General features: G+C 53.3%; 18 protein-coding genes and 1 pseudogene. 4 read left to right on the top strand and 15 right to left on the bottom strand.

Annotated elements, in window-relative coordinates; all coding sequences use genetic code 11:
* Positions 1-60: 60 nt before the first annotated feature.
* From ACPW74_RS05395 to rfbB, 12 genes and pseudogenes are all read right to left on the bottom strand, one after another.
* Positions 61-822 (bottom strand): hypothetical protein, encoded by a 762-nt coding sequence (locus ACPW74_RS05395; RefSeq protein WP_425858666.1) that lies wholly within the window; start codon positions 820-822, stop codon positions 61-63.
* Positions 823-858: 36 nt separating this feature from the next.
* Positions 859-1,842, bottom strand: a complete 984-nt coding sequence (locus tag ACPW74_RS05390; RefSeq protein WP_425858665.1) for an EpsG family protein — start codon at positions 1,840-1,842, stop codon at positions 859-861.
* Positions 1,843-2,002: 160 nt separating this feature from the next.
* Positions 2,003-3,043 carry a hypothetical protein gene (locus tag ACPW74_RS05385; RefSeq protein ID WP_158654937.1) on the bottom strand — a complete coding sequence of 347 codons (1,041 nt, stop codon included), beginning with the start codon at positions 3,041-3,043 and terminating at the stop codon, positions 2,003-2,005.
* A 91-nt stretch (positions 3,044-3,134) separates the two neighbouring features.
* Positions 3,135-4,385, bottom strand: a complete 1,251-nt coding sequence (locus ACPW74_RS05380) for an O-antigen translocase (protein WP_103244590.1) — start codon at positions 4,383-4,385, stop codon at positions 3,135-3,137.
* A complete protein-coding gene (locus ACPW74_RS05375; protein ID WP_103244589.1) occupies positions 4,382-5,485 on the bottom strand; it encodes a DegT/DnrJ/EryC1/StrS family aminotransferase in 1,104 nt (367 codons plus the stop codon). The genes ACPW74_RS05380 and ACPW74_RS05375 overlap by 4 nt, the downstream gene beginning before the upstream one ends.
* A gap of 2 nt (positions 5,486-5,487) precedes the next feature.
* On the bottom strand, positions 5,488-5,658 hold the full coding sequence (locus ACPW74_RS05370; protein ID WP_414429570.1) for a DapH/DapD/GlmU-related protein: 171 nt from the start codon (positions 5,656-5,658) through the stop codon (positions 5,488-5,490).
* 168 nt (positions 5,659-5,826) lie between these two features.
* Positions 5,827-5,949 (bottom strand): annotated as a pseudogene (locus ACPW74_RS05365) (N-acetyltransferase); the annotation flags it as partial.
* A gap of 2 nt (positions 5,950-5,951) precedes the next feature.
* Positions 5,952-6,353 carry a sugar 3,4-ketoisomerase gene (locus ACPW74_RS05360; RefSeq protein ID WP_103244587.1) on the bottom strand — a complete coding sequence of 134 codons (402 nt, stop codon included), beginning with the start codon at positions 6,351-6,353 and terminating at the stop codon, positions 5,952-5,954.
* Positions 6,354-6,361: 8 nt separating this feature from the next.
* Positions 6,362-6,904, bottom strand: coding sequence for a dTDP-4-dehydrorhamnose 3,5-epimerase (rfbC, locus tag ACPW74_RS05355; RefSeq protein ID WP_103244754.1), 543 nt, complete (start codon positions 6,902-6,904; stop codon positions 6,362-6,364).
* Between the two features lie 97 nt (positions 6,905-7,001).
* Positions 7,002-7,877, bottom strand: a complete 876-nt coding sequence (rfbA, locus tag ACPW74_RS05350; RefSeq protein WP_425858662.1) for a glucose-1-phosphate thymidylyltransferase RfbA — start codon at positions 7,875-7,877, stop codon at positions 7,002-7,004.
* Between the two features lie 123 nt (positions 7,878-8,000).
* Positions 8,001-8,888 (bottom strand): dTDP-4-dehydrorhamnose reductase, encoded by an 888-nt coding sequence (gene rfbD, locus ACPW74_RS05345; protein ID WP_103244585.1) that lies wholly within the window; start codon positions 8,886-8,888, stop codon positions 8,001-8,003.
* Positions 8,888-9,973 carry a dTDP-glucose 4,6-dehydratase gene (gene rfbB, locus ACPW74_RS05340; RefSeq protein ID WP_425858659.1) on the bottom strand — a complete coding sequence of 362 codons (1,086 nt, stop codon included), beginning with the start codon at positions 9,971-9,973 and terminating at the stop codon, positions 8,888-8,890. The genes rfbD and rfbB overlap by 1 nt, the downstream gene beginning before the upstream one ends.
* 868 nt (positions 9,974-10,841) lie before the next feature.
* On the opposite strand from rfbB, the gene ACPW74_RS05335 reads away from it, so the two are divergent.
* Together ACPW74_RS05335 and ACPW74_RS05330 are read left to right on the top strand one after the other, a co-directional pair.
* Complete coding sequence (locus tag ACPW74_RS05335; protein WP_164882942.1) at positions 10,842-11,516, top strand: response regulator transcription factor; 675 nt, start codon at positions 10,842-10,844, stop codon at positions 11,514-11,516.
* A 23-nt stretch (positions 11,517-11,539) separates the two neighbouring features.
* Complete coding sequence (locus tag ACPW74_RS05330) at positions 11,540-12,898, top strand: ATP-binding protein (protein WP_425858657.1); 1,359 nt, start codon at positions 11,540-11,542, stop codon at positions 12,896-12,898.
* Positions 12,899-13,261: 363 nt separating this feature from the next.
* Here the strand turns inward: ACPW74_RS05330 and glk are convergent, their stop codons facing one another.
* Complete coding sequence (gene glk, locus ACPW74_RS05325) at positions 13,262-14,230, bottom strand: glucokinase (protein ID WP_039041241.1); 969 nt, start codon at positions 14,228-14,230, stop codon at positions 13,262-13,264.
* A gap of 348 nt (positions 14,231-14,578) precedes the next feature.
* Here glk and ACPW74_RS05320 point away from each other — a divergent pair, with 348 nt between their 5' ends.
* Positions 14,579-15,433 carry a MurR/RpiR family transcriptional regulator gene (locus ACPW74_RS05320; RefSeq protein WP_223953028.1) on the top strand — a complete coding sequence of 285 codons (855 nt, stop codon included), beginning with the start codon at positions 14,579-14,581 and terminating at the stop codon, positions 15,431-15,433.
* A gap of 160 nt (positions 15,434-15,593) precedes the next feature.
* A complete protein-coding gene (gene pyk / locus ACPW74_RS05315) occupies positions 15,594-17,033 on the top strand; it encodes a pyruvate kinase (protein ID WP_041214849.1) in 1,440 nt (479 codons plus the stop codon).
* A 68-nt stretch (positions 17,034-17,101) separates the two neighbouring features.
* Here the strand turns inward: pyk and ACPW74_RS05310 are convergent, their stop codons facing one another.
* Together ACPW74_RS05310 and ACPW74_RS05305 are read right to left on the bottom strand one after the other, a co-directional pair.
* Positions 17,102-18,145: an efflux RND transporter periplasmic adaptor subunit gene (locus tag ACPW74_RS05310; protein ID WP_425858654.1), complete on the bottom strand. Its 1,044-nt coding sequence runs from the start codon at positions 18,143-18,145 to the stop codon at positions 17,102-17,104.
* A 15-nt stretch (positions 18,146-18,160) separates the two neighbouring features.
* Positions 18,161-21,223 (bottom strand): efflux RND transporter permease subunit, encoded by a 3,063-nt coding sequence (locus tag ACPW74_RS05305; protein WP_425858653.1) that lies wholly within the window; start codon positions 21,221-21,223, stop codon positions 18,161-18,163.
* Positions 21,224-21,253: the final 30 nt, after the last annotated feature.

Genomic DNA, 21,253 nt, shown 5'->3' with positions numbered 1-21,253 from the left:
ATCATTTAGGCTTTCGATTGTGTTAAAAAATAGTTTCAACACTAATAAAATAGCGTTAAATTACCGAATGACATATCCCAATAGGAAAGATAAAAAAGCTTTGCATAATAAATTAAATCTAAACTTTCTTATTGCCCACAGCGTGGAAGACATTGTCTGTAATAGCAATCGCACATTAAAATACTTTATTAATGCTGCTGCGTTAGCTAAAAACACTTCTTTCCTTCTAAATTCTCCTGATGCTCCACTGATATGGGATAACTGGTGCTCCAACGCAGACTTCGAAACAGTGTACTCAAATGAATGCTCGTTAATGAAATAACAAAAAGCCGTATCAATCCCATAGAGATCAAACGACTCATCAAAGACAAAACCATTAATATCTTTAATTTCGATAATTGCATCATGGGAAATTGCTAAACCACTAGTAATGGTCTGAATCCCATTTTTATTTATAACTGGATAATGTTTAATGCTTTGACAGAAAATTTCAGGAAAGAAAATTTTAAATTTTTTACAATTTAGCTCAGTGAGATAGCAACTATTAACACAGGTATCATCATCAAAAAAAACATATTTATTAGCCTGATAAAGCTCAAGCGTTTTATTATATATTTTGGATAGCGATCCATTAATAAGAACCTGATGAATTGTTATAAAATCTGGTATATTATCATTTTTAGAGATTTCAGGGCCATTATTAAAAACTACGACAATACTATTAGCATTTAAATTAGGTAAGTTATCAATTAAGGATGAAATAGTTTCACTATCTACTGGCTGTTTTTTATATAGGACAACACAAAAACACAAATCAAACATCCCTCATCCTCTTATATTTTGTATAAGTTGGAAAAATCATTTTCTTTCCTGAATGAAAAGCTCATATGAATAATATAAGCTTGACAAAAAGAAAAAACATAAAACGATGTTTATGTATCTGCTTTTATAATAATCTCTTAAAGAAGATATTAATAACACATAAAAAGGACCCGCTATTTCAATAATCCTTAATGAAATAACAAATAGGTCTCTTACAACAAAAATTATAGTGAAAAATAAGACCCCAAGAACTAAAAATACTCTGTGCCGATGTTCTAATATATTCCATTTCAAAAAAAGAAGAATCGTTGTAATATAAAAAATGATAAATCTAATAGAGAACAAATTAATTCTTTCTCCAGTTACCTTTTGCATTTCCATATATGTTAAAATTTTATATCTGATAGATGATATCGGAACCCAATTAAGTATAGATTCCAAAACTGACAGACCGTCATAAGACAAAATAAAAAATAAAAATGAAGCCGTCAATATGAAATATTGTAATCGCAGCCCAACAATTAAAACAGAAAAATAAAAGACAAATGGAAACATTAATGTGGACTGATGAATAATTGGAGCTAAAGAAATAACTATCACCCCAGCCAGCTTTTTATTTTCAAAATATAAAAACACCCCAAGAAATAAAACCGATATGGCCAAACCAATCCTGATTTGAACTAACTCATGTAAAAAGAGATACGATGATATGTATAATATTGCAAACGTATATTTTTCTTTATATTGTTTTAATGCATATACCTTTATCATGATTGATAAAAAGGCATACATAAATATTAGAAACGAAAACCCCAACCCAAGATATACTGATATTAAAGACAAATAGACATATGATTGCTCAATTACAACATCACGTCCCATGATAGCATCTATATAAAGGTCATAATAGACAGGCATATCTGGTAGTAAATAAAGCGGTTTATTTGCTGTGAATATACTGACAAAAAGTGCAAAAAAAAATGCAACAAGAACAAACTTTGATATTTTAAGACTTTTCATCTCGTATCATCTTTTTGTATTTTATAAGGAAGGTGAGAACAACATTAGATGCGAAATAGTGTCACTATAACCTATTGATTTTCAATTAATAGATTTTCACTTTCAGCGTAATGGGTACTTAATCACCCCCACCTTAAAGCTGGTTCAAGGTTGAAAACTATTACCCTATATGATGGTGCAATACATCATTCATTTTTTTACCAATGATATTCCACGATAAATTTTTTATTATAGATTGATTAACCAAGACTTCTCTCTGAATATCATGCCGATTCATTGTTAAACATTTGTTTATGCCAGATATAATTCCTTCCTCTGAGAAATGAGTGATTTTTAACTCACTTGATGTATTACTTAATGGCGCGTAATTAGATATCACTAAGCATCCAGCAGCCATAGCCTCAGCACATGGGTAATGAAATGCACCATCTTCTATGAGTCCTGTTGCAATAAAAATGTCATTTAATTTATAAAAACTCGCCAAGTCTGCGTCATTTTCAACTGAGTGATACATCATATTTTTTATAGTAAAATGCATGTCTGGCATATGCACTGCAACATTAACATTTACCTTATCTGATAAATGGTTTTCTTCTATAAAATTAGCAAGAACTTGTAATATTTCTTTTGTACCTTTATAAGGTTCTTTTCTACCAACAATACCAACATTAATAACACCATCAATATCTGGCAGTACCGAATCATAAAACAATTCATAATCGATACCGGCTGGGACTACTGCCGAATAATTATTAATAATTTCAGGTAATAACACCTTGCTATTAACTATTTTATTAAATGGAAGCAGGTATGTCATCAGAGCAACTAATTTAAATAGTGGTCTTTTGTAGAATAAAACCTCATATGCTTGAATATAATAAAATCGCTGTTTTTTGGTTAACAAAAAAGCAGCAATGTATGCAGTTATATGATAGTTTGCAACAACGATATCACCATCTAACTCTCTGCATTTTCTCCATATCCCATAACAATTTTCGATAAATCTTGATATTTTGTTAATACGTTCTGATCTTTCACAAAAAATAATATTAGCACTAGTATTATAATAGGGAGGCAAATCTGATTTTAAAGTCACAAAATAAACATCATTACCTTGTGTTACTAACTCTGTGGCAATTTTAGATAAAACTCTTTCGCCTCCAGATCGCCCCATACCTAAGACTGGAATGATAATTTTCATCAGAAACAACCTATTATATGAATTATTTTGTCAATGAAAAACTACTTTTATATCTTTTTATATCTAAGAGCTTAGACAAAGCATCGAGTCATTACCTAGCAAATTTCTTAACATTAAAAGAGATGACAAAAAAATACGCTATATAATTCACCAAATAAGCAACAACTGCTCCACCAACCCCAAGTTTCGTCACAAATAAAAAGCTTAACGCAACAAATGATAGTGAAAATATTATCTCCGTACTTATAAACCACTTCGTTGCACCACGAGATAACATCGGATAGGCATACAACCAACTAGCAATTTTAATAACATCGCCGCAGAGTTGAACAGCAAACAGATCACGGGCAGCACTAAATTCCTTGGTAAATAGTAGCCAAATAGCGACATCACGCAGCAGATAGACACTCCATGCCAAGATTGCAACAATAGGCAATACAATGCGAGATGTTTTATGTATTTCACTCACAATGGCATCAGCCCCCACTAACGATGAAAGGCGCGGTAAATAATAAGTGCTCAACGCCATGGTGATTACGCCAAGATAAACTTCTGATATTTTCCATACCGCCTGCCACTGGCCAGTGGCTTCCCAGCCTACTTGGTCGATCAGAATATTTCTGACCAAGATCAGTGATGTCGGAACCGTCAATGCAGTGGTGATGGCCATCAGCATATAGCCACCGATCGCCTTTCTGGCTTCTCTATCGGTCGTGCCCCACCAATAACGCAATTTAAACCAGGATTGACGCAGGTTAGCTGCCAACATGATCACGCCAATTAAGGCGGCCTGCACCGCCGTCGCCAACAAGGCCCCTTTGATATTGGCCTGAAGGATCATGGTTAACATCATAGCGCCAGAGATCAGGACTGATAGCATTCCTAGGCTAACATAACGGCGATACTGTTGTTGACCATTGATCACCGAATTACACAGCGTACCTATTGCTGAAAGCGGTAGCACTGCCACGGTGACCATCACAATCCAGGCAAGGGTTTTATCTTTAAATAGCCAGGTTGCGATATGATCCGCTAACAATAATCCAACAGGTATTGTAATTGCCGAAATCATCAGTACCCATTGCAGAGATGCTCGCCACCAAGGGGCACAGGCCTCAAATCCCTCACCTTGCTTTTCTGCGGTATAGCGAACAATGCCGCTGCCCACTGGTGCATTGATAATGCCATTGAGGCTAGTCACCATACTCTGGACTTGGCCCAACATTGCCATGCCGGTGGGGCCAGTATAAACGGCCACCACCTTGGCAATCACAAAGCCCATCGCCATCCTGAGCAGTGTTAGCAACCCAGTCATGGCAGTGACTTTCAGTAAACGTTTCATACTTTGAAGCCATTTATCGCATGAATAACAGCCTCTATCGCTTCATCGCTCATGGTGGGATCTATGGGAAGCGATAATACCTGTTGGTGAATTTGTTCGGTCAGTGGCAATTGGTAATCCCGGAACTGCGGATAAGCCTGCTGCTTGTGAGGGGGAATAGGATAGTGGATCAAGGTTTGAACCCCTTGCTCGGTCAACCACTGCTGCAATGGTTCACGCACCTCAGTTCGCACCACAAATAGATGCCAGACATGGGCACTTTCTGTTTCAACGTGGGGCAATGTCACCAACGGATTGTTGATGCCAGCGCGGTAAAGTCGAGCAATTTCCTGACGACGGGCCGTTTCTTTCTCCAGATAAGGCAATTTAACCCGCATCATCGCAGCCTGGATCTCATCCAGACGGCTATTTACCCCTTGATAGAGGTTTTCATATTTTTTGTGGGAACCGTAATTGCGCAGCGCCTTCAGCGTCTGGGCCAGCTCGTCATTATTCGTGGTGACAGCCCCAGCATCACCAAGCGCTCCTAGGTTTTTGCCGGGATAGAAGCTAAAACCGGCTGCATAGCCCCAATTACCGGCGCGCTTGCCCCCAATTTCTGCCCCGTGAGCCTGAGCACAATCTTCGAGCACCAACAGGCCATACTCTTTGGCAATGGCCATCAACTCAGGCATAGGGGAAAGCTGACCATAGAGATGCACCGGCAAAATGGCTTTGGTATTAGGGGTAATGGCTGCGCGAACCAGTGCAGGATCGAGGTTATAGGTATCCGCATTGGGCTCAACCAGCACAGGCACCAGATTGTTTTCGGTAATGGCTAGCACAGAGGCAATATAGGTATTGGCCTGAACAATCACCTCATCACCGTCCTTAAGTTTGCCAAGTTCTTTCCAGGCTCTCAGCACCAAGATCAGCGCATCCAGACCATTGGCAACACCGATGGCATGTTTGACACCACAGTAGGTGGAAAATTCAGTTTCAAACTGAGCCAGCTCGTTTCCCATAATATACCAACCAGAGTCGATAACACGGGCACAGGCATCTTTCAGTTCTTGTTGATATTGAGCGTTAACAGTCTTCAAATTCAGAAATTCAATCATTTTTAGTTCTCTATATAACGAATAATTTTAGCTGGATTACCAACAACAACGGCATAATCGGGAACATCTTTGGTTACCACTGCACCGGCACCAACCATGGCATGGCGGCCAACTGTAATCCCTGGCAACAAAGTTGCATTTGCCCCTATTGAGCAATTTCGCTTTAGGTGAATGCGAGAAAATTGTGCAGGATATACTTTTGAACGGGGTATTTTATCATTGGTGAACGCAACACAAGGGCCGATAAATACGTCATCCTCTATCGTTGTGCCATCCCAAATAAAAACACCAGATTTGACGGTAACTCGATCGCCAATCGTTACATCATTCTCAATAAGAGTGTGAGCACATATATTGCATTCGGCACCTATTTTTGCGTTTTCTAAAATGACAGAAAACTGCCAAACTCTCGTTCCTTCACCAATTTGATTAGATTGAACATCGCTGAGAGGATGAATATACATATTTACAGTTTTCCACTTAATGCAATAAAGCTCTCATAGTCCCTAATATAATCAGACTCATCATATACATCGCTTGCCAATACCATCAGCACACAATCAGGGCTAAAATCATACATTTCATGCCACTGCATGGCGTCAATGAATAGTCCTCTGACGGCTGAATCAAGAACTATGCTTTCTTTGTTAACACCATCATCCATGACAAAACGACAAGAACCGCTGACACATATAGCAACCTGTTGAAGTGCTTTATGAGCATGAAAGCCTCTAGCTATATCAGGCTTGGTACCGAACAAATAATAAACACGCTTAATATCAAATGGTATTTGACGATTGCCCTCTATCGCAACTAGCTGCCCTCTTTCGTCACCGAGAATATTAAAATCCAATAACTTTATGAGCATAATATACCTTAAAATAATTCCGCGCTTTTAAATTCTGTCGCTAGCTTATCTTTATCCGACATAAATACATTATCAGATAGCCAATCAATGCCCAGATCTCTATCATTCCATAAAATCGCGCGTTCACATTGTGGATTGTAATAATCAGTTGTCTTATAGAGAAACTCCGCCGTTTCACTCAAGGTAACAAACCCATGAGCAAACCCTTCCGGGATCCAGAATTGGCGTTTATTCTCGGCTGAAAGGTGAACTCCGACCCACTGACCAAAAGTGGGGGAACTTTTGCGAATATCGACCGCGACGTCAAATACCTCACCAGCAACACAACGCACCAGTTTGCCTTGGGCGTTAGGGGGGAGTTGATAATGTAAACCTCGCAGCACGCCTTTGCTAGATTTGGAGTGATTGTCCTGAACGAAATTCACCATGCGGCCAATGGCTGTTTCAAATTGCTGCTGGTTAAAACTTTCAAAGAAAAACCCGCGCTCATCACCAAAAACTTTGGGTTCGATAATTTTTACGTCGGGGATTCTAGTGTCGATGATGTTCATTTTGATCTCGAGAATCAGGATTCGGGAGCAGGGAATGGGGAGTAGGAAGTCGGGAACCGTCAGTGACAAATCCCAATGCGCATTCACCAATCCCCTTTCACTTGCCAACCATCTTTAGTAGATATTGACCATAAGCATTCTTGGCCAACGAAGCCGCGAGTTCACGCACTTGGTCGGCAGTAATAAACTTCTGGCGATAGGCAATCTCTTCCGGGCAGGCCACCTTCAACCCCTGACGAGTTTCGATGGTCTGAATAAAGTTGCTCGCCTCAATCAGGCTCTCATGAGTGCCGGTATCCAGCCAGGCATAGCCACGGCCCATCATTGCCACCGACAGATTGCCTTGCTCCAAGTAGATGCGATTCACATCGGTAATTTCCAGCTCACCACGCGGCGACGGCTTCAGGCTCTTGGCAATCTCGACCACGCTGCTGTCATAGAAGTAGAGCCCCGTCACCGCATAGTTGCTCTTGGGCTCCACCGGCTTCTCTTCCAGTGAAATGGCCGTTCCCTGTTTATCAAACTCCACCACCCCATAGCGCTCAGGGTCATGCACGTGATAGGCAAACACGGTGGCTCCACTGGATTTGGCCGCCGCACCTTCCAACTGCTTTTGCAGGTCGTGGCCGTAGAAAATATTGTCGCCCAGCACCAGCGCACAGGGGTCTGAACCTATGAACTCCTCACCCAGAATAAAGGCTTGTGCCAACCCGTCCGGACTTGGCTGCACCTTGTACTGCAGATTCAAGCCCCACTGGCTGCCATCGCCCAGCAACTGCTCGAAGCGAGGGGTATCTTGCGGGGTGCTGATAATCAAAATATCGCGGATCCCCGCCAGCATCAGGGTGCTGAGTGGGTAGTAGATCATCGGTTTGTCATAGATGGGCAGCAACTGCTTGCTGACAGCCATGGTGACGGGATAGAGACGAGTGCCTGAGCCGCCGGCCAGAATAATACCTTTACGTTTAGTCATCGTGCTTGATTTCTTATCTTTGAATTATGTAACCCAGCAAAGTGAGTGCGCTTAAATGGCACTCATTTTGCGTTTTATCCCTGTTGGAGCGTGGGACTGTATACCCACGCTATCTCTATTTTCTTATTTTCCGAGGATCTCGGTCAGCATCCGCTCAACACCGACAGTCCAGTCCGGCAGGCGCAGGTTAAAGGTGCGCTGGAACTTGGTGGTATCGAGTCGTGAGTTGTGGGGACGTTTGGCTGGCGTTGGAAACGCGCTGGTCGGTACCGCATTGAGTTGCGTGACTGCCAGTTCAACCCCTGCCTCTCTGGCTTTGGCAAACACCAGCTGCGCATAGTCAAACCAGGTCGTGGTGCCGGAGGCGATCAGATGATAGAGACCCGCCACCTCAGGTTTGGTTTGCGCCGTACGGATCGCATGGGCCGTGCAGTCGGCCAGCAACTCCGCGCCGGTTGGCGCACCGAATTGGTCGTTGATGACCGACATCTCGCTGCGCTCCTTGCCAAAGCGCAGCATGGTCTTGGCAAAGTTGGCGCCACGAGCGGCATACACCCAGCTAGTGCGGAAGACAAGGTGACGAGAGCACAGCGTGGCTGCCTGCTCCCCCGCCAGCTTGGTCTCGCCGTAGACGTTGAGTGGAGCGGTTGCATCGGTTTCAACCCAGGGCCGCTCGCCACTGCCATCGAATACATAGTCCGTGGAGTAATGCACCAGCCAGGCACCCAACGCCTCAGCTTCTTTGGCAATTGCAGCCACGCTGGTGGCATTGAGCAGTTCGGCAAACTCCCGCTCGCTCTCGGCCTTGTCGACGGCGGTGTGGGCCGCAGCATTCACAACCACATCCGGCCTGAGCAGGCGTACCGTTTCCGCAACGCCGGCCGGGTTGCTGAAATCACCGCAATAGTCGGTGGAATCAAAATCAACCGCGGTAACCTGGCCCAACGGGGCGAGTGAGCGCTGCAACTCCCAGCCTACCTGGCCATTCTTGCCGAACAACAGGATATGCATCAGGCACGCTCCCCGTAGTTTTGCTCGATCCAGGATTGATAGGCCCCGCTCTTGACATTGCCGACCCACTGCTGGTTTTCCAGGTACCACAGCACGGTCTTGCGGATACCGGATTCGAAGGTCTCTTGCGGCTGCCAATCCAGCTCGGCGCTCATCTTGCTGGCGTCGATGGCATAACGACGGTCGTGACCTGGGCGGTCAGTCACATAGGTGATTTGATCGCGATAGGACCCGGCTTTTGGCACCATCTCATCGAGCAGATCGCAGATGGTGTGTACCACCTCCAGATTCTGCTTCTCGTTATGACCGCCGATGTTGTAGGTCTCCCCTACCACGCCCGTGGTCACTACTCTGTAGAGCGCACGAGCATGGTCTTCCACATAGAGCCAGTCACGGATCTGGTCGCCCTTGCCATAGACAGGTAACGGCTTGCCATCCAGCGCGTTAAGAATGACCAGCGGGATCAGCTTCTCGGGGAAGTGGAACGGGCCGTAGTTGTTGGAGCAGTTGGTGACCACGGTCGGCAGGCCGTAAGTCCGACGCCAAGCGCGCACCAGATGGTCGCTGGAAGCCTTGGAGGCAGAATAGGGGCTGCTGGGGGCATAGGGGGTGATTTCGGTAAAGAGCGGCAGTGCAACACCGGGGGCGACTTCATCCGGATGGGGCAAGTCACCATACACCTCGTCGGTGGAGATATGGTGGAAGCGGAAGGCCGCCTTGCGTACCTCGTCCAGACCGTTCCAGTAGGCGCGAGCCGCTTCCAGCAGCATGTAGGTGCCGACGATATTGGTTTCGATGAAATCGGCTGGGCCGGTGATGGAGCGGTCAACATGGCTCTCGGCGGCCAGGTGCATCACGGCGTCCGGCTGGTGAGTGGCAAAGACCCGATCCAATTCGGCGCGGTTGCAGATATCGACCTGCTCAAACGCGTAACGATCGCTGTCGGATACCTCTGCCAGGGATTCCAGGTTGCCCGCATAGGTCAGCTTGTCGAGGTTGATAACGACGTCTTGGGTGTCACGAATGATGTGGCGAACAACAGCCGAACCGATAAAACCGGCACCGCCGGTTACAAGGATCTTCATTGAAAGGTTCCTGATTGAATCGAACGAAAAGGATAGATTTTTGGTTTGCAGCGGTGCTGCATACTAGTTTAGGGGAGAGTCTTTAACCCCCTCCATGCTCCCCGATGGAAAGGGGATGAGATATTTGAGCTGGTAAATGATTAGGCTACCGCCCCTGAGTTACAGCTCCCAACATGCTGCTTTTAACCTGATTGTGCGCGCTGTTGGTCATCACATCCTCCAGCTTCTTGTTTTGGTTGATGTCTCACAATGGCGTTACATCACATTACTCGGCCAGGGATTCCTGACGGCAGCATTGTACACATCCTAGACAACCGAGAGCCCCAAACCCGATTTTGGGCGAGATTCTATCTCGTTTGGCCCGGGGATGAATAGTCACAATCGCATAAAACCTCTCTTACGGTAGGGATTCAAAATAGACACTCATTCAGCCTTCCGACCTTTCCCGCTCAACATCCCTCTTTGCACATCCCCAGAAGTTGATCCAGATCACCAGCGCCAAGCGATAAAACTGAAATTATTCAGTTGATTACACCCGCATGCCTGTAGTCCAGGATGACCAGAATGCCTTGTGCCAAGTTGTAACGGCGAGCACTGCTGCAACAGCACAGCGAGTCTCCGCCCCCACAGCTGCGATCAGAACAGTCGTAACAAGTCACCAATGGAACTCCAAGAGTCCCCCCCTCTGATTCGATGGATTGATCACGATGACACTCGAAAGGCATGGCTGCCGATGCAAGGACGGGGGATGTAAACAAAGGCAGGCATGATTCAGTCCCAATACAGGGGGATCAGGTAGGATCCGCATTGACTCTCCTTCTTATTGACCCTCTAATTGACAGCCTGGACCCTTATCATCATGCATCTTATGAAAATCCTTTTGGTCGAAGACGACAAGCTGCTCAATCACCACCTCACCACGCTGCTGACCGAGGCCCAGAATCAGGTCCACAGCACGGACAGCGCCCAGGTGGCGCTGCACTATGCAGCCGACTACCCCATCGACGTGGCCATCATCGATCTCGGCCTGCCGGACATGGATGGCCTGCAGCTCATCAGCCGTCTGCGCGAGCAGCAGATCCCCTTCCCCATCATAGTGTTGACCGCGCGTGGCAACTGGCAGGACAAGGTGGAGGGACTGGAAGCCGGTGCCGATGACTATCTGGTCAAACCCTTCCAGAAAGATGAGCTGCTGGCCCGCCTCAATGCCCTGGTACGGCGTAGCGCCGGTTTCATCTCCCCCAGGGTGAAGGCGGGTGACTACGAGCTGGATCTCTCCCGCAAGGAGCTGACCATCGCCGGCGAAGTCACCGTGCTCACCAGCTTCGAGTATCTGATCCTGGAGTACCTGATGCGCAACGCCCGCCAGGTGGTCTCCAAGCAGCAACTGCTGGACCAGCTCTACGGGGATGGCGAAGGGGATCCCAACACCATAGAGGTGATGGTGAGCCGACTGCGCAAGAAACTGGATCCGGAAGGGCTCATCCAGCCCATTTCCACCATCCGCCGCCAGGGTTACATCTTCAACCTCTCCTGCAGTTGATGCCCCTTGCCATGCTGCACCCCATGACACTGATCCGTCGCTCGCTGCACCTCAAGCTGATGCTGAGCGCCATGCTGGTCATCGCGCTCATCATGGCCTTCTCCGTCTATATCCTCTACCTCGGCCACGCCGAGGAGCAGGCCCAGAAAGCCAGCATCCGCATGCAGGAGAACCTCTCCAAGCTGTTCTCCTCCAAGCAGCCGGAGCCCCACGCCATCACGGATCTCGGCGGTCTGACCCCGGATGCCATCGACCCCAATCTCGACACCCTGATCTGCCGCTCCGATGGAGAGTTGAGCTGGTCCAGCCTGCACATGCCCGAGGTAATCACCATCAAGGAGACCATCTGCCGGGATCTGATGAAGTACCTTGGGGGCCTGGATCAGGACTATTTCTTCAAGCTGCACACCATTAAGAATGGCGAGAGCTACTTCATCTACAGCCTGCGCTTCCTGCGCAACCACGGCGACGGCCCCACGACCTACTACGTGGTGATGGTCGATTCCGCCAAGCGCTACCAGGCCCAGACCCGGGACTATCTCTACCGGTGCATTCGCCAGGCCTTGCTCGCCTACAGCCTGCTCGGCGCCCTGCTGCTGCTCACCAGCTTCTGGAGCCTCTCCTCCCTGCGTACCATGGCGCGCCAGATTGACGAGATCCGCGCCGGTAGGCGAGAGGCACTGTCAAACGACTACGAGCGCGAACTGACTCCCCTGACAAGCTCGGTCAACCAGTTGCTGGAGAACGAACGCCAGCAGACCCAGCGCTACCAGCACGCCCTCAACGATCTCGCCCACAGCCTGAAAACCCGGCTGGCGCTCATCCAGATCACCGCCCAGGAGCTCAAGCTCGGCCACGACATCCATGACAACATCAATGAACAGATCACCACCATGGATCAGATCATCCAGTACCAGTTACGCCGCGCCGTCACCGGGCGAAAGCGCCTCGCGAGCAAGGGCACCGAACCGGTTCCCCTCATCGAGAAGCTGCTGGCCAGCCTCGCCAAGGTCTATCGCCACAAGAAGCTGCAGACCGGCTTCCAGTTTGACGACGATGTCTTCTTTCACGGCGAGCAGGGCGATCTGATGGAGCTGATGGGCAACCTGCTGGACAACGCCTGCAAGTTTGCCATCAGCGAGATCCGGGTTCATGTCCGCCACCGGGAGAGCGGCCTGCTCATCGTGGTGGAAGACGACGGCCCCGGCATCGCCCCCGGCAAATCGCAGCAGATCTTCCAGCGCGGCGTGCGGGCTGACAGCTCCCCCGGCCAGGGGATTGGCCTCGCCGTGGTGACCGAAATCGTGCACAGCTACGGCGGCGAGATCCGGGTGGATGACTCCCCGCTCGGCGGCGCGAGATTCCACATCACCCTCCCCTGACAGCGCAGGAGCCAGTACCTGGCTCCTGCCGCATTCGGGCGTTGCCATCCCGGTGCTTTCCATGTCTCACTCCTTATGCCTCGACCAGGCCAATCACATGGCAGCGAGGCTGACGAGCTTGCGCCCCCATCAGAAGCTGGCCTGCCGCTCCCCTCAGCCCCCATGCTCGCGCAGAAACGACAGGCATAAAAAAACCGGCCGCGAGGGCCGGTAAAACAGTTCAGGCTTGTCAGGTGACAATGCGCACCCAGCGGATGAAGACCGGTTTCAATTCCCTATGAAGCCCCGTCCTCTTGAGTACGTAGGTTCACTTTACGCCCTGGTCACTTAATCGGGACTGAACCATGTTCACCCTGGCAAGGCTCAGAGACGGATCCCGAGGGACTGGCGCAGATAGGCTCCCGCCCCGAGCAGCCCCGGCCCTTCATGGGTGATGAGGAAGACCGGAATGTCTTTGAGATAAGGCTTGAAGCGCCCCTTGTCCTCGAAGGCGACCCGAAAGCCCGATCCGATGAAGAACTCCTGAAAGCGCGGCACTATGCCACCGGCGATGTAGACACCGCCGAAGGTGCCCATGTTGAGGGCCAGGTTGCCGGCAAAGCGGCCCATGAGCACGCAGAACAGGCTCAAGGTGCGACGGCAATCGAGGCAATCCCCCGCCAGCGCGCGCTCGGTGATGTCCTTGGGGGCAAAGGGTTCGGGCTCGCGGCCATCGGATTTGACCAGGCCGCGATAGAGATTGACGAGCCCGGGGCCCGAGAGGAAACGCTCCGCCGACACATGGCCCAGCTCGCCGCGCATCACCTGCAGCACCGCATCTTCCTCTTCCGTGTTGGCGGCGAAGTCCACGTGACCGCCCTCACCCGGCAGGCTCAGCCACTGCTCACCGGCCTGCACCAGGTGGGCGACGCCAAGGCCGGTCCCTGCGCCATAGATGGCGATGGGCTTGCCGGCCACCGGGGCCGCGCCCCCGAGCTGGATGCGATCGCTCTCGCCGAGCACGGGCACCGCCATGGAGACGGCAGTGAAATCGTTGATCACCTGCAGGCGTGCCAGGCCGAGGTTGGCCTGCATCTCGCGGATGGAGAACTCCCAGCTGTGGTTGGTCATGGCGACCCAGTCACCATTGATGGGACAGGCGATGGCGATGCACGCCTCGCCCACGGTGGCATCGTGCTCTTCGAGATAGAGGCGCACCACGGCCTCCAGGCTGGGATGGGCCAGCCCCGAATAGGTTTTTGCCTGGGAAATGGCGCCCGTCGCCAGTTCGCACAGGGCCAGCCGGGCATTGGTACCGCCAACGTCGCCCACCAGCGCATGGGTATGCTGCATAACAAACTCCTTCGTTACCGACTCGGGGCGGCCCTTACCGTCCCGACATTATTATTTGGCTGCAATACTACTCGAGCCCGCAGCCGGGCTGTGCGATTTATGCAGACAAGTGTGCACCCGCTCACAGTGTTGTTGCTTTGCAACATTTGTAAGCGTTTTCAAGACGCAAATGGAAGTTTGCAACTAAAAACACGAAATAATTAGACATGAGTCATACTTTGCAGGGCCGAGATTAGTTCCGATAAGCGCTTGTCTTATATAGTCATCGCGGAGACTGGAAACCTGCTTGAGCTGTGAATTTAGTGCACAGACACTGAAGTTAAATTACAAAAATGCCTGGTGGTAATGATGAATACCCTCGATAAAATTACGAACAATCTGGAAAGTTTCAGTAAATCAGAGCGTAAGGTGGCTGAAGTGATCCTGGCCTCACCCCAGACCGCCATTCACTCCAGCATTGCTACCCTGGCCAAGCTGGCCGATGTGAGCGAACCAACCGTCAACCGTTTCTGCCGTCGCCTCGATACCAAGGGTTTTCCCGATTTCAAGCTGCACCTGGCCCAGAGTCTGGCCAACGGCACCCCTTATGTGAACCGCCACGTGGAAGCGGAAGACGGCCCGGATACCTATACCGCCAAGATCTTCGAATCCACCATGGCCTGCCTCGATTCCGCCAAGAACAGCCTGGACATCTCGGCCATCAACCGCTGCGTCGATATTCTGACCCAGTCCAAGAAGATCAGCTTCTTTGGTCTGGGCGCCTCCTCCGCCGTCGCCCGGGATGCCCAGAACAAGTTCTTCCGCTTCAATATCCCCGTCGTGAGCTTCGATGACATCGTCATGATGCGCATGAGCTGCATCAACAGCAGCGAAGGGGACGTGGTGGTCCTCATCTCCCACACCGGCCGCACCAAGGCCCTGGTGGAAATTGCCGCGCTGGCCCGGGAAAACGATGCCACCGTCATCGGCATGACCGCCAAGGACTCTCCTCTGGCCCGCGAATGCAACCTGGTGCTCTCCATGGACGTGCCGGAAGACACCGACGTCTACATGCCCATGGCCTCGCGCATCGCCCAGCTCGCCCTGGTGGACGTGCTGGCCACCGGTTTCACCCTGCGCCGTGGCATGAAATTTCGCGAAAACCTGAAGAAAGTCAAAGAAGGTTTGCGCGAATCCCGCTTTGATACCCCGCACTCCTCCTGATCATTCGGGGGTCCGCCCCCGACTGTCTATGCCAACGGGCTTGGTGTAGTATCGAAATTCAATCAAACAAGGCCACCCAGATGGCCTGCCAGTTGGCGCCATGCCACATGCTTGACGGGGCAGTATTTCAAGTCATATCAACTTCACATTGGAGTCTTTCATGCCAAGACGTACAAAGATTGTTACCACACTCGGTCCGGCGACCGATCGCGACGGCATTCTCGAGGGGATCATTCGCGCCGGTGCCGACATGGTGCGGATGAACTTCTCCCACGGCACTCCTGAAGATCATATCCAGCGCGCCAACCAGGTGCGTGACATCGCCGCCAAGCTGGGCCGCCACGTGGCCATCATGGGCGATCTGCAAGGCCCCAAGATCCGCGTCTCCACCTTCAAGGATGGCAAGATCTACCTCGCCATCGGTGACAAGTTCATTCTCGATGCCGCCCTCGGCAAGGGCGAAGGCTGCCAGGAGCAGGTCGGCATCGACTACAAGAGCCTGCCGCAGGACGTGGTATCCGGTGACATCCTGCTGCTGGACGATGGCCGCGTGCAACTGAAGGTCGAACAGGTCGAAGGCACCCGAATCCACACCACGGTGACCGTGGCCGGCCCGCTCTCCAACAACAAGGGCATCAACAAGAAAGGTGGCGGCCTCTCCGCACCGGCCTTGACCGAGAAGGACAAGGAAGACATCAAGACCGCCGCCCGCATGAACGTGGACTACCTGGCGGTCTCCTTCCCCCGCAGCGGCGATGATCTGCGCTACGCCCGCGAACTGGCCCGCGAAGCCGGCTCCAACGCCAAGATCGTGGCCAAGGTCGAGCGCGCCGAGACCGTCGCCAGCGACGAGGCGATGGAAGACATCATCCTTGGCTCCGATGCCGTCATGGTGGCCCGTGGCGACCTGGGTGTCGAAATCGGCGACCCCGAACTGGTGGGTGTGCAGAAGAAGCTCATTCGCCACTCCCGCCGCCTGAATCGCGTGGTCATCACCGCGACCCAGATGATGGAGTCCATGATCAACGCGCCGCTCCCGACCCGTGCCGAAGTCATGGACGTGGCCAACGCCGTGCTGGACGGTACCGATGCGGTGATGCTCTCCGCCGAGACCGCCGCCGGCCAGTTCCCCATCGAGACCGTGACCTCCATGGCCAGCGTCTGTGTGGGCGCCGAGAAGCACCCGAGCCTGAACGTCTCCAACCACCGCATGAGCTACACCTTCACCTCGGTGGAAGAGGCGGTGGCCATGTCCACCATGTATGCGGCCAACCACCTGGAAGGGGTCAAGGCGATCGTGGCGCTGACCGAGTCGGGCACCACCCCGCTGCTGATGTCCCGCATCAGCTCCGGCCTGCCCATCTTCGCCATGTCTCCTCACAACAAGACCCTGGCCTGGGCCAACCTCTACCGCGGCGTCACCCCCGTGCTGTTTGATGGCGACGAGACCAAGCCGGTCTACGAGGTGTGCCGCGACGCGCTGGACGTGCTCAAGGCCAAGGGACTGCTGCAAAGCGGCGACATGGTATTGCTCACCCACGGCGACAAGATGGAGACCGTCGGCAGCACCAACACCTGCAAGGTGATGATGGTCGAGTAATCGCCCCTTCTCCCTGCAACAATAACGGCTCCCGCGGGAGCCGTTATTTTTATGGGATCTGCCCAGGTTCAACCGCGAAACAGCTCCACCTTGTCCCCATCCTGCAGGCTGCCGGCGCCGCGCACCACCACCTTGTCTCCCTGCTTGAGGGCGCCACTCACCGCCACCTCCCGGCTGTCCCCGAACAGCACGGTGACCGGCACCCGGTTCACCGTGAGCGCCTCGCCGCGCTGCTCCACCTGATAGACCACGCTTCCCTCGGTGCCGAGCACCAGGGCATCCCGTGGCAACAGCATGGTGTGCTGCTCTCCCATCGGCAGCGCCACCCGCACCGGCGAGCCGATGATGAACGTGCCCGCTTCCGGCTTGAGGCGCAGCTCGATGAGCCGGGACTTGGGATCGGCGCTCGCCGCCCGCTGGTAATAAATGCCATGGCCGCTGAGCTGATCACCCTCAACCCGCAACCGGGCCTGGGTGGCCAGTTGCCGGGCCCAGGCAATAGGCGCACGCAACCGGATATCCGGCTGGTCCGGATTGACCAGCTCAAGCGCCTGTTCGCCCGCATCCACATGCTCCCCCGGCTGGATGAAGTGTTCATTCACCACCCCGTCAAACGGGGCAAAGATGCGGCTTCTGCGCAGCTGCTCCTCAATCTGGCGCACCTGCACCCGCGCCAGCTGCTCGGCCAGCTCAGCCTGTTCCACGTCATAGCGCGCCTTGTCATACTGGCTCTGGGAGGCACTCTTTTGCTGGTGCAAACGATCCAGGCGCTGGAACTCGGCGCGAGCGTAACGCAGATTGTTCCCCTCTCTGGCTTGTTCCGCCCTCGCCTGCTCCAGCGAGAGACGCAGGGTCGCGCTGTCCATGCGCAACAACTCGTCCCCCGCCTTCACCCGGCTGCCAAACTCGGCTATCCACTCCACCCGACCGCTCACTTCGGCGCTGAGCGCCGCCTGCTGGCGGCTCGCCACCGTGCCGCTGACCCAGATGCTGGCCCCCGCCTCTCCCTGGGCCACCTCCGCCAGCGTCACCATCTTGCTTTGTGCAAACGCAGGCAGCCCGCCAGCCAGCAGCAGAGCCCCCACCACTATCCTTGTGAAACCTTGTGTCATCGATGAGCTCCTTGCTCAGGCACGCTGCCGAAGGGCGTGCGGTATGTCGGTCTGCTCCCCCAACCGCAGGAAGGCGGGCAACAGGATCAGGGTGAAGAGGGTGCTGCAACTCATGCCGCCGACGATGACGGTGGCCAGCCCCCGGTAGATTTCGCTCCCCTCGCTCGGACTCAGCATCAGGGGCAGCATACCGAAGATGCTGGTGAGGCTGGTCATGGCGATGGGACGCATCCGGCTTTGCAGAGCATCGGTGACTGCCGACTGTCGGCTCATCCCCTCCCGCTCGGCCATCCTGGTCTGGTGCACCAGCAGAATGGCGTTGTTGACCACCAACCCGAGCAGGATGACGAAGCCGATGATGGTGAGCAAGTCCATCGGCAGCGGCGCCACCAGACCGCTCAGGTGCAGCGCCAGCACGCCGCCTACGGTGGCGAGCGGCAAGGTGAGCAGCACCAGCACGGCATCCTTGAGGGAGGCGAAGACCCCCCACAGCAGAATGAGCAGTATCATCACGGCGAACAGGAAGATGCTGCCGAGGTTGCCGAGCGCCTGCTGCAGGCTGTCGGCATTGCCCGCGACCCGCAGCTCTCCCCCGGCCGGCAGCAACGGCCGGATGGCGGCAAAGCTCTTGTGCTGCAGGGTGTCGAGCACCTGCTCCATGCTCATCCCCGCCGGGGGCGATATCTGCAGGCTGATGCTGCGCCGCCCATCGGATCGGAAGATGCTCTCAGGCCCGAGTTGCGGCTCCACCCGCAGCAGTTCCCCAAGGGGAACGATGCGCCCGGACGGGGTAGCAAGCGGCACCGCCTTGAGCTCGTCCGGGTTGGCGGAGGCCTGCCCCATCAGCAGGATGTCGAGCCGCTCATCCCCGTCGAAATATTCGCCGACCCGCAGACCATCGCCAAAGGTCTGGATGATGGCGGGCATGGGGGAGCGATCCCAGCCCACCTCGGCCAGGCGCCTGTCCTGGGGCACCAGCCGAAGCTCGGGAGCGGTGAAATCGAGTCCGGGTTCTGGCCTGACCTGGGCGCCGGGCAAGTCCCGCTGCACTATGATCATGCTCTCCCGGGCCGCCTGATAGAGTTCGGGCAGCCCACCTCCCTGGATCAGCAGGGAGATGCTGTTTTCACTGTCAAAACCGCCAAACAGGGACCCCTGACCGCCAAACACCCGGGTGTCGGGAATGCCCACCAGCAACTGCTTCATCAAGAGCTGCTCCAGTACCTTGATCTGGTTATCCTCCTTTGGCCGCACCCCGATCTGGGCACCGCCCGGGTAGCGCAGGATGTAGTAGTTTTTGAGGACAGGCTCCTTCTCCCCTTTCATATAGGGGTCGAGGCGGGCAATCAGGGTATCGATCACCTCCTCCCGCTGGGCCTTGAGATTGACCCCGGGGGTGAAACTCATCCAGACGTCGATGGCGTCCCGCTTCACATCCGGCAGGTAGTTCATCTTGGGCAACATCAACCAGCTCACCAGCACAGGCCCCGTCATCATCAGGACGATGATGGCCCAGCGCCTGGGGGCGGTGGCCGTCCAGCGGATCACATGGCGGGTGACGCGGCACCACAGGCGCTCAAAGGGATCAATCAGCCGCTCGTGCCCCATCCAGCGCGCCGCCACCGCAGGCAACACCGTGACCGCCACCACCATGGAGACGGTCACCGCGCAGACGATGGTGAGCGCAAGATCGGCAAACAACTGCCCTTCCACGTCGTTGAGCAGGAGCACCGGCAGGAAGATGGCGACCGTGGTCAGGGTGGACGCCACCAGAGCGGTCCACACCCGGCGGGTGCCCTCCAGCGCCGCCTCTCCCTTGCTGATGTCACCCCGCTCATGGCGCCGGTAGATGCTCTCCAGCACCACGATGGCGGCGTCGAGCACCATGCCGACCGCAAACGCAATGCCCGCCAGGGAGATGATATTGAGGGTCCGCCCCATCACCTTGAGCAGGCAGAAGGTGAGCATGATGCTGATGGGAATGGCGATCGCGATCATCAGGGTCGCCTTGAGCTGGCGTAGAAAGACCCAGAGGATGGCGCAGGAGAGCAGCACCCCGAGCCCCAGGTTGGCGGTCACCATGCTCACCGCCCGGTTGATGTAGAGAGAAGCGTCAAACGACTGCTCCATGTGCAGGCCGACCGGCTCCAGCACCTCCCGGTTGAGCTCCCCGACCTTGGCCTTGATCCCCTCGAGCGCCGCCAGGGCATTGGCGCCGCTCTCCTTGAAGATTTGCGCCGCGATGGCGGTGTTGCCGTTCTGGATGCGCAGCACCGGGTTCTCCTCCCGGGCCACTCTGATCTCGGCTACGTCCCGCAGATAGATGGGCAGGCCGTCACGCCAGTCCACCACCTTGTCCCCCAGGGCCGCCACGTCATAGCGACCGGCAAAGCGCAGCTTGTACTCCCAGCGTCCGATGTCGAGGGTGCCGGCCGACACATCCCAGCCCGTCGTTGCCCGGCTGGCGAGCACCGGGATCTCCACCCCCAGCTCGGCGGCGCGGTAAGGGTCGAAACGGATCTGGATCTGGCGCTCGTTGATCCCCTCGATGTCGACCGTGGACACCCCGGGGATCCGCTCCAGCTCGGGCTTGACCCTCGCCTCGATCAGCGCCTGGTGATCGTCTATCTCCCCCTTGGCGCCGGGCAGTTGCTGGATGAAGAAGAAGGTCAGGGTGTCGTTGCTGCTGTAGTTGTTGACGTAAGGGCCACCGATGTTGTCCGGCAGCCCCGAGACCCGGTTCAGGCGGGAGATGACATCAAGCTGGGCCCGCTGCATGTCGGTGCCGAGGGCAAACTCCATGTCGATTTCGGTGAAGCCGGGGTAGCTGTTGCTGCTGAGGCTCTTGAGCCCCTGTACCCCCTGCATCTCCTGCTCGATGGGATCGGTTATCTCCGACTCCATCTCCTGGGGCGAGGCCGAGCGCCAGTCCACCGTGATGTTGAGGTGAGGACGGTCTATGTCGGGAAACAGCTGGACGGGCAGTCCCCGGATGCTGAGCAGGCCCAGCAAAAAAATCAGCACGACCGAGACCGCCACCCAGATGGGGCGTTCGATCGCCGTTTTGGCGAGGTTCATTCACTCTTCCTGAGTTGTTGTTATCGGCCA

It is taken from the genome of Aeromonas sp. INTO2, from assembly GCF_049860605.1.
Taxonomy (GTDB): Bacteria; Pseudomonadota; Gammaproteobacteria; order Enterobacterales; family Aeromonadaceae; genus Aeromonas; species Aeromonas caviae.
The sequence above is the reverse complement of the archived record's forward strand: the minus strand, read 5'-3'. Positions and strand labels throughout refer to the sequence as shown.